At 33.3% G+C, this 9,218-nt stretch carries 10 protein-coding genes; all 10 read left to right on the top strand.

The window, feature by feature from the left end:
- Nucleotides 1-1,006 (top strand): HAD-IC family P-type ATPase (locus AACY61_RS03965; RefSeq protein ID WP_339610293.1); only part of this gene is annotated, 1,006 nt, incomplete at its 5' end.
- Nucleotides 1,007-2,045: 1,039 nt separating this feature from the next.
- The gene (locus tag AACY61_RS03960; protein ID WP_339610292.1) at nucleotides 2,046-2,774 is read left to right on the top strand and encodes a hypothetical protein; all 729 of its coding nucleotides are present in this window, start codon (nucleotides 2,046-2,048) and stop codon (nucleotides 2,772-2,774) included.
- A 361-nt stretch (nucleotides 2,775-3,135) separates the two neighbouring features.
- Nucleotides 3,136-3,777, top strand: a complete 642-nt coding sequence (locus AACY61_RS03955) for a DUF6266 family protein (RefSeq protein ID WP_092208454.1) — start codon at nucleotides 3,136-3,138, stop codon at nucleotides 3,775-3,777.
- Between the two features lie 360 nt (nucleotides 3,778-4,137).
- Nucleotides 4,138-4,722 (top strand): hypothetical protein, encoded by a 585-nt coding sequence (locus tag AACY61_RS03950; RefSeq protein WP_339610291.1) that lies wholly within the window; start codon nucleotides 4,138-4,140, stop codon nucleotides 4,720-4,722.
- Nucleotides 4,712-5,404 (top strand): DUF2490 domain-containing protein, encoded by a 693-nt coding sequence (locus AACY61_RS03945; protein WP_339610290.1) that lies wholly within the window; start codon nucleotides 4,712-4,714, stop codon nucleotides 5,402-5,404. Before AACY61_RS03950 ends, AACY61_RS03945 begins: the two co-directional genes overlap by 11 nt.
- Nucleotides 5,405-5,528: 124 nt before the next feature.
- On the top strand, nucleotides 5,529-5,861 hold the full coding sequence (locus AACY61_RS03940) for a metalloregulator ArsR/SmtB family transcription factor (protein WP_339610289.1): 333 nt from the start codon (nucleotides 5,529-5,531) through the stop codon (nucleotides 5,859-5,861).
- A gap of 10 nt (nucleotides 5,862-5,871) precedes the next feature.
- A complete protein-coding gene (locus tag AACY61_RS03935; protein WP_339610288.1) occupies nucleotides 5,872-6,498 on the top strand; it encodes a protein-tyrosine-phosphatase in 627 nt (208 codons plus the stop codon).
- The gene (gene arsB, locus AACY61_RS03930; protein WP_339610287.1) at nucleotides 6,495-7,526 is read left to right on the top strand and encodes an ACR3 family arsenite efflux transporter; all 1,032 of its coding nucleotides are present in this window, start codon (nucleotides 6,495-6,497) and stop codon (nucleotides 7,524-7,526) included. Before AACY61_RS03935 ends, arsB begins: the two co-directional genes overlap by 4 nt.
- Before the next feature lie 164 nt (nucleotides 7,527-7,690).
- Nucleotides 7,691-8,542 carry a LytTR family DNA-binding domain-containing protein gene (locus AACY61_RS03925; protein ID WP_339610286.1) on the top strand — a complete coding sequence of 284 codons (852 nt, stop codon included), beginning with the start codon at nucleotides 7,691-7,693 and terminating at the stop codon, nucleotides 8,540-8,542.
- 123 nt (nucleotides 8,543-8,665) lie between these two features.
- Nucleotides 8,666-9,218 (top strand): hypothetical protein (locus AACY61_RS03920; RefSeq protein WP_339610285.1); only part of this gene is annotated, 553 nt, incomplete at its 3' end.

Below are 9,218 nucleotides of genomic sequence, written 5' to 3'. Positions count from 1 at the left end.
GTTGGGTTATTTCGGAGGATTGGGAGCAGCTTCAAAAAACGGAATTTTATTTAAAGGTGCTTCCTTTTTAGATGCAATGACCAAGATAAACACGTTGGTGATGGATAAAACAGGAACGGTTACTAAAGGTGTTTTCAAAATAAAAGAAATCAAAGCAATTGGTTGGGATGAAAAAGAGTTTATGAAGTACCTGATGGCGATGGAAGAACAATCCACACATCCAATCGCAAAAGCCATTTTAGAATATAAAGCAGTAGGCGAAGATTATGAGGCTTCTGAAGTATCTGAAATAGCAGGAAAAGGGTTAAAAGGTATTGTAAATGGTAAGACTGTTTTAGTTGGTAATAAAGCCCTAATGACAGCAAATAATATTAAAGTTTTAGAGGAAACAGAAACTATTGTAGAATCTATAGTATTAGTATCTATAGACAATGAATTTGCAGGTTATGTTGTCATTGCAGATGAATTAAAAGACGATGCAAAAGAAACAATTACAGCCTTACATAAAGTTGGTATTAATAATATAATGATGCTTTCTGGAGATAAGGATTCCATTACCCAACAAGTAGCAAGAGAATTAAATATTGAAAAGGCTAAAGGAGGTTTGTTACCAGAAGATAAATTAAATGAAGTTGAACTTTTAAAACAAAATCCTGAAAATAAAATTGCTTTTATAGGTGATGGTATTAATGACGCACCAGTTTTAGCAGCAAGTGATGTAGGAATAGCAATGGGTGGTTTAGGAAGTGATGTCGCTATTGAAACAGCAGATGTTATCATTCAAACAGACCAACCTTCAAAAGTGGTAAAGGCGATTAAAATTAGTCGTTCCACTCGCAAAATTGTATGGCAAAACATCATTTTAGCATTTGGAGTAAAAGTAATTGTATTGATTTTAGGTGCAGGTGGTTTAGCAACAATGTGGGAAGCTGTATTTGCAGACGTAGGTGTAGCATTATTAGCAATATTAAATGCAGTTAGATTACAACGGATGAATTGGAATTAGGTAATTAAAATAGAATTAGTAATGACATCATAATCCGTGAGCAGGTAATAAGGTGTTCGTCAGTTGTTCCATTTAGTTCCATAAAACATATCTGCAAGCCAGTTTGTTTATATATCGTCATTACGTAGTAATCGAAGCAATCTCACAATCAAAAAGCTCTCAAGTTAAAAGGGCTTGCATATACCATAAATAGTACCACTGCGGCGACACGTCCTCGTTGGTACTATTTATTTGTTTTATTTCACACATTACTCGCCTTCCTCACCCGTAGCTACTTTTGCCCCTTAAAATCCCAATAAGGTCAGCACGTTGTGCTGTTAAAAATTATTAAGGGGCAACCGCTACTTAATGTTATGCGAGCCTGCGGGTCGCTTCGGGCAAAACCTACATAAAATATAGCTTCAATTAGAATGTTGATTTTTTATTAAATTGAATCTATAAATTATTATTTGATTAGTTTAAATATGTAGGTTTACGGGTGTCACATTTTTTGAACTTCCCAAGATTGCAAATAAGATAACCGCAGTAAAATTAAACATATGTGAGTATTGCATTTTAAATCTTGATTTTTCAGAAAACTTAAACTTCAATGAATACTGCGGATTATCCTATTTCGCAAGTAGTACACAAGAGCAACTCATTCAGTCAGCAATTCCATCCACCACACAATAGTTTCTACATTACGGTTTGCCTTCAAGTAAATTCAAATCATAATTTCCTTCAAATACGGCATTTCCTCAACTTCATTACTTCGTGTCAAATACGGCAAACCTTAAATGAAAACTATTCCCAAACCTTCCATTGCTTCCTTCAATCCTTGCACTTGCCTAAACATTACTATTTTGAACTACCAATAAAAACCCTTCTGATATAATATAAGAATCAAAAAATCCGCCACCCTTGCGGTAAACCGTTGCTGTGGTACGCACTTATGCAAAAAAAATGCAACGTGCTATTACCACAACACCCTTGCTCATCTCGCAGCCGGCTCGCGCCTTTTAGATTACCTGCTCGAAAGAATAAATAGTAACTTTGTAGAATGATTGATGATTTAAAAAAACTATATCTGCGTTTTAATTATACTGATGAAAATGGTTTCATTTTTAATGCACCAACATTAAAAGAAGGAGAACATTTATCAATAGGCTTTGATAATAAAAGGAAAGAATTTAATATTCATTTTACGAATGATAACATTAATGAATCAGGAGCTAAACGAAGGGATTTTATTTTCGTTATTTCAGCATTTCGATTTTTCCTATTCCTAAAACGATTTGACGCTTTCTATAACCAAAGCATTTTAAATTTAATAATTGAATCAAAAACCAATCTTGGTAAATTAAAGAAGCACAAATTTATTTTAAATACGATTACTACATCTGAAGAAGCAGAGGATAAGTTGATTCACAAAAAAAAGAATGGTCGCTATTGGAAGTTTAGGAAAAACTTGGATTTAGACTTTATTGCAGAAAATTTCAAATATATTGATGAGGTAGCTTTATCAAATAATAGTTTCTATTTAGCTTATAAATTGAAGAACAATAATTTAGCCTTACAAGGCATCCTTTATAAATTTGAACATTTGAATGGCCTTTATTTCGTTCCAATTAAAAAATATAATCGTTTTACAAAGCATATGGCAATTGCAATGTATAATTACTTTAATACTTATCCAACCGAAGAAACTTTACCATTCAGACAATTAATGTACGAACGCCTTAAACATCCATATTTAGATAAGGAAGAAGCAAAAAGGTTGCAAAGTTAGATGCCTTCCTACATCCACCGCTATCATACTATAAAGTTCAAGCCCTACGGGTTTTGAAAAAAATTTTGCACCTGTCTTTTGGCATATCCTTCTGTAGCCTTTTTGTGTAGCAATATTTTTTCCAAAAAACTTGACAGTATGTCCACGCCATCAATTGAACTGCTTTCTTTTTTCTCTTTTTCTTTGTAAAAAAAATATTGTTTTTTTTATTTCTGATGCAAAAAGAAGCAATCTAAAGCAACAAAATCCATATTGAAAGAATAGCATAAAACTTGCCATATATTTCAGCGGAAGGTACAGCTTCGTGTTAAGTCCGTACCAAGTCCGAAGAAAAGTAAGTTTCATTTAAATCATTTATGTTATGGGTAAAATTGCTCAAGGTATTTTAGGAGGGCTTTCAGGTAAGGTTGGAAACATTATCGGTGGAAGCTGGAAAGGAATTGACTACATTAGAATTAAACCTTCAAGTGTGGCGAATCCAAGAACTGTAGGTCAGGTAAACCAAAGAAATAAGTTTACAGTGACTTTAGAATTTATTCAAGCTGTTAAACCTTTTATCCAGAAAGGATATAAGTTTTTAGCAGTGAAGAAAACAGCATTTAATGCTGCAATGTCGTATGTGTTAAATAATGCTATTGGTGGAGTTGAGCCAAACTTCAATGTAGATTATGCTAACGCTTTGGTAAGTAGAGGAGGTTTATCGACTGCTTTAAACCCTACTACTGATCTTACAACTGCGGGAGAAGTAACTTTTAACTGGGATGATAACTCTGCTGAAGGTAATGCAAACGCTACCGATAAAGCAATGTTATTGGTTTACAATCCATCAAAGAAAGAATCTATTTCTTTAACTGATGGAACAGACAGAACAGTAGGAACTCAAATTGTTGCTATCCCAACAACCTACGCAGGAGATACAGTGGAGCTATTTATGGCATTTATCACTGCCGATGGTAGTCAAGTATCAAACAGTACTTATTTAGGCTCTGGAACAGCTAATTAATGCTTGGTGTTTTATGTATGAAAACCACTCTTTATGAGTGGTTTTTTTTATGCTATATTTGTAATTAACATTATTAATGTTTGTTGCTAATCTTCTCTTATTTTGTGTTTTTTGTTTCCCATTTGTTGCCCAAATGCTACAACACCAATGAATATAGGGATAGTTAAATATTGTATCGGAAAGTAATTAATCAAAAAACTCTTTTACACCTGTCAAAAAGTTTTTTTTTTAAAATTGAACTTTCTTTAAGTTGCAATATTTTAAATTTAAAAATATATTTACAAATTCTTAATGTTAAGCATAAATTGGATTGATTCAATTGAAGTAATTTTCAAGATTGAATTAAACTAATCTTACATTATGAATCTAAAATTAAATAAGTTCTTAATTATCATTCTCATTGGAATTGTTTCAACAAATATACAGGGCCAGGAGAAATTTGAAAAAGAAAGTCGTTTAAAGTCTAAAGATGTTCCGAAAACTGCTCTGAACTTTATTGAAGAAGCACAAATTTCAGGGAAAGTTAAATGGTATATTGAATATGGACTTGAAACTACCAGTATAGAAGCAAAATTCAAAATGAACAGAAAATGGTACAGTGTTGAATTTGACACGCTGGGAATTATTGAAGATGTTGAAATTGAAATTAAATTCAAAGACCTGAAAACGAAGATAAAGAAAGCCATTGAATCAACACTAAACAATATTTGTGAAACACATAAAATATTTAAAATTCAAAAGCAATTTTCAGGTGATCAAAATGTGTTGATATCAGTTCTTAAACAAGAAGAAACTCAAGAAAGTTTCGATATTAAATACGAACTTGTTGCAAAGTGTGTAAAAGAAAATAAATCAGAACAGTTTGAATTTCTTTTCAGTGATGAAGGTCAACTAATTAATACTAGTAAAATAATTTTTAAAAAATCAAATAACCTTGAATATTAAATTTGTTACTTTCATAATAGTTTTTTTTTGTTTAATAATACCCAAACAATCAAATTCACAAAGTACTTATCAGTTTGGCGTATTACCGTCAATTAGTTTAAACAAAAAACTAGAAAAAGACTGGTCGGTGAATTTTAAAACAGAATCACGACTACTGATTCAAAATGGTGATTTCAAAGGAAATCACAATAAAGAATTTGAATACCTTCTTACCGATATTTCACTTATTGCGGCTAAAAAAGTTGGACTCAACTCAAGAGTTGCCGGTGGATATTTAATTAGGCTTCGAAATGGAGAAGCCATACACAGAACAATTCAACAGTTTTCAATTGTTAAAAGTAAAACAGGATACAGACTTGCTCATAGATTTGCAGCTGATCAAACCTTTTCATCGAATCAAAGTCCTGAGTTCAGGTTTAGATATAGGATTACTCCTGAAGTGCCTTTAAATGGGCAAACTGTTGACCCAAAAGAATTCTACATCAAAACCAATTTTGAACTTCTTAATAAATTTCAAAGTTCAGATTATGAACTTGAATTAAGAGTTGTGCCGTTGCTTGGGTACACTCTAAACGAACAAAATAAATTTGAGTTTGGATTAGACTATAGGTTTGACTCTCTTTTTATTAGTGACCCAAGGCATAGTTTTTGGACCTCAATCAATTGGTATTTTAATTTTTAATTAACCCTCCTTTTAAGAATCCTTTATTAATTTCAGAAAATTATAAATTCAGAATACTTTTATATATTTTGATTTTATCGTAATATTGCAATGTATTTATTTTTCAAATTAAACAAATAAAAATATGGGTGTAACAAAGTCTGCTTTATTCAGCACTACTCAAAATGAACTAGCTGCTTATGCCAGAGTGCTGGCACATCCTGCCCGGATAGCAATCATTCAATTTTTGTTGAAATCTGAAACGTGTTGCAATACTACACTGGTTGGTGATTTAGGTCTGGCTCAAGCCACTATTAGTCAGCATTTAAAAGAACTCAAAAATGTAGGTATCATTCAAGGAACTGTTGAAGGTGTGTCTGTAAACTATTGTATCAATCCGGAAAAATGGAACGAAATTAAAGCAATGTTTACCGAACTATTTAAAGGCTTTAATCCACCTAATTGTTCTATTTGCTAAATTATAACCTATGAAAAATTCTGTTTTTCCAAAAATTAAAGCCACAATAAAATCTCTTGACATCAATTCTATTACAAACGAAAGAAAAGAAAATTTACAAACACTTGCAGATTATATTCAAAACAAAGTCCAACAAAATAAAGATGTCCGTTTGAATTTTATCTGTACCCACAATTCACGCAGGAGTCATTTATCACAAGTTTGGGCTCAGACTTTAGCAACATATTTTAAAATTCCAGGAGTGACTGTTTATTCTGGTGGTACTGAGTCAACTGCTATGTTTCCTTTTGTTGGTAAGACCTTACGAGAACAGGGTTTTGAAATCACAACTCTTTCAGAAGGAAAGAATCCTGTTTATGCTATCGCCTTTAATGAAAACTCCCATCCGGTTATCGGGTTTTCAAAAACCTATAATCATCCTTTTAATCCTCTTTCCGGTTTTGCAGCCATCATGACCTGCTCCCAGGCCAACGAAGGTTGTCCTTTTATTGCCGGTGCCGAAAAACGTATTCCCATTACTTTTGAGGATCCAAAAGCTTTTGACAACACCCCCCAACAAGCTGTACAATACTTCGAACGCAGTATTCAAATTGCTACAGAATTATTTTATGTATTCTCGAAAATCACTGAAAAATGAATGAAGTTAAGAAGCAAATCCCATTTTTTGAACGCTACCTAAGCTTATGGGTGGTATTGTGTATTGCTGTCGGAATAGGCATCGGTCAAATCTCTGGAGAGCGCATGCAATTTTTGGCAGACCTTGAAATCTATAATGTCAATATTCCGATCGCAATTTTAATTTGGCTAATGATTTATCCTATGATGTTGCAAATTGATTTTAGCAGTATTAAAAATGTGGGCAAAGCACCTAAAGGACTCATTCTAACACTGGTTGTCAATTGGTTAATCAAGCCCTTTACCATGGCCTTATTCGCGTGGATTTTTTTTGAACACCTCTACTCCGCCTGGATTGAACCCGAATTGGCTGGAGAATACATTGCCGGAGCCATTTTGCTTGGCGTCGCACCTTGTACAGCCATGGTTTTTGTGTGGTCTTATCTAACAGATGGTGACCCCAATTATACTCTTGTTCAAGTTTCAATCAATGACCTGATTATTCTAGTTGCTTTTGTGCCTCTTGTGGGGTTGTTGCTTGGAATTACAGATATTACTATTCCCTACAACACACTGGTAGCTTCGGTATTGATTTTTGTAGTGATTCCTTTGGTGGCGGGTGTCATTACAAACAAAATACTTGTTAAAAAATACGGTGAAGAATGGTTTAAAACAACATTTCTACCACGCTTAAAACCTATGAGTATTTTAGCCTTACTACTTACATTGGTTTTATTGTTTGCTTTTCAAGGTACCAACATCCTGAATAATCCCTTGATTATTTTACTGATTGCTGTACCACTGATTATTCAATCTTACTTTATTTTCTTTATCACCTGGTTTGGCGGAAAAAAGCTCAAGTTGCCTCATGCGATTTGTTCTCCTGCAGCAATGATTGGCACCAGCAATTTTTTTGAACTGGCCGTAGCGGTAGCTATTGCCCTTTTTGGACTTCAAAGCCCAGCAGCCTTGGTTACTGTTGTGGGCGTTTTAGTAGAAGTGCCTGTAATGTTGAGTTTGGTGGCATTGGCTAATAAATGGAGGTATTAAGCTATTCATAATCTATTATTTACTTGTGTTTTCCTGTGGAAAGCTTTGATAGGATTATCGTTTTTATTGCTAAAAGTTCATAATCGTCATAATTAATTAACTTGGTCTATTGATGATTTCAATAATTTTGATTAGAACCATGTAAAAGGTTAAATTTGCTTTTGATGATTCAACTACTCAAACAACCGCATCCATTTATCTTCAATCGCTTTAGTGTGTTAATTCCTTTTGTATTCACACTGTTGATTTTACTCCTATTTCGTCCCTTTGAGTTTCAAACATTCTCAACCGCGCAAACACTCTTTTGGAGTGTTTTATTTGCTGTGGTGGTTTCACTATCTATATTCTTGATTGTAAGTATTCTAAAAACTTATTTTTCATCTGTCATTGAAGAAAATTGGACTGTAGGAAAAGAAATCTTATTAATTCTTTTTGTTCTTGCAATTATAATGTTTTTTTTGACAATACTTTTTTTACTTCTCAATCCGCAACAAAATTTGTGGAAGCTCCTACAATTGGTTTTTATACGTACCTTTTTAATTGGTTTTTTACCGGTTTCTTTTCTCGTGATTTTTGAACAATACCATTATCAAAAAATTAAACATAAAGAAGCACTTAAGCTGAATGAACAGTTGCTTTTGAAAGAGACAAAACCAAAATCAATGTCTATACCCAAGATCATTATAATGGCAGAAAATCAAAAATTAGCTTTACAACTGGAGCCTCACCAATTCATTTATACAAAATCTGATGGCAACTATATAGAAGTTTTTTTTCTGGACAAGCGGGAAATACAGATGGAACTGGTAAGAAACAGCTTAAAAGCTATTGAGTCTCAATTACCCGATACCATGTTTTTCAGGTGCCATAAACGATATCTTGTAAATTTAGAACATTTACAAAAAGTGAGTGGAAATGCCCGAAATCTCGAACTTCATTTAAACCATATTTCAGAACCTATACCGGTTTCCCGACAACAGTCAGATGCACTTTTAAAAAGGATACAGGATTCCTGAAACCTTAGCTTTTTATAGATTGCCCGTTCTTACCAAATAGATGTCAGTTCTTACCAAATCATTATTTTAAAGGAGTTAGGTTAATAATAACCAGCAATTTTGCGGCATTAAAAATTCAAATGAATGCAACAAATAATCCAATACACTCTTTATCTTCATATTGTTGTGGGGAGTATTGCACTCTTTACCGGAGCCATAGCCATTTTTAGTGGGAAAGGTGACTACTTGCACCGAAAATCGGGAAAAATTTATTTTTGGGCAATGACCGCTGTTTTTATAACTGGAATTATTGTGGCAGGTTATCGGTTCAATCGGTTTTTATTTCTTATTGCTTTTCTAAGTTATTACAGTGTGTTTGCAGGTATTCGTATACTAAAGCTCAAGAAAATTCATAAAAACCAACACCCCGAAAAAATTGATTGGATCGCCGGAATTTTAAATGGAGTCGCCAATATGGTTTTTATTGGTTTAGGAATTTATTATGGAATTTCCAAAGGATATCTATCGAATGGAGCACTACTTTCTATTGGATTTGGATTGGGGGGACTCTTAATCTCTTATACCAACTTAAAGTCCTTTGTCGTGCGACCAAACAAAGCTTATCATTGGTATTTGACTCATATTGGCAATATGATGGGCGCTTATATTGCTACTTTCACTGCATTTATTTCAACAA

The sequence above is a fragment of the uncultured Planktosalinus sp. genome, assembly GCF_963973675.1.
Classification (GTDB): Bacteria; Bacteroidota; Bacteroidia; order Flavobacteriales; family Flavobacteriaceae; genus Planktosalinus.
The sequence above is the reverse complement of the archived record's forward strand: the minus strand, read 5'-3'. Positions and strand labels throughout refer to the sequence as shown.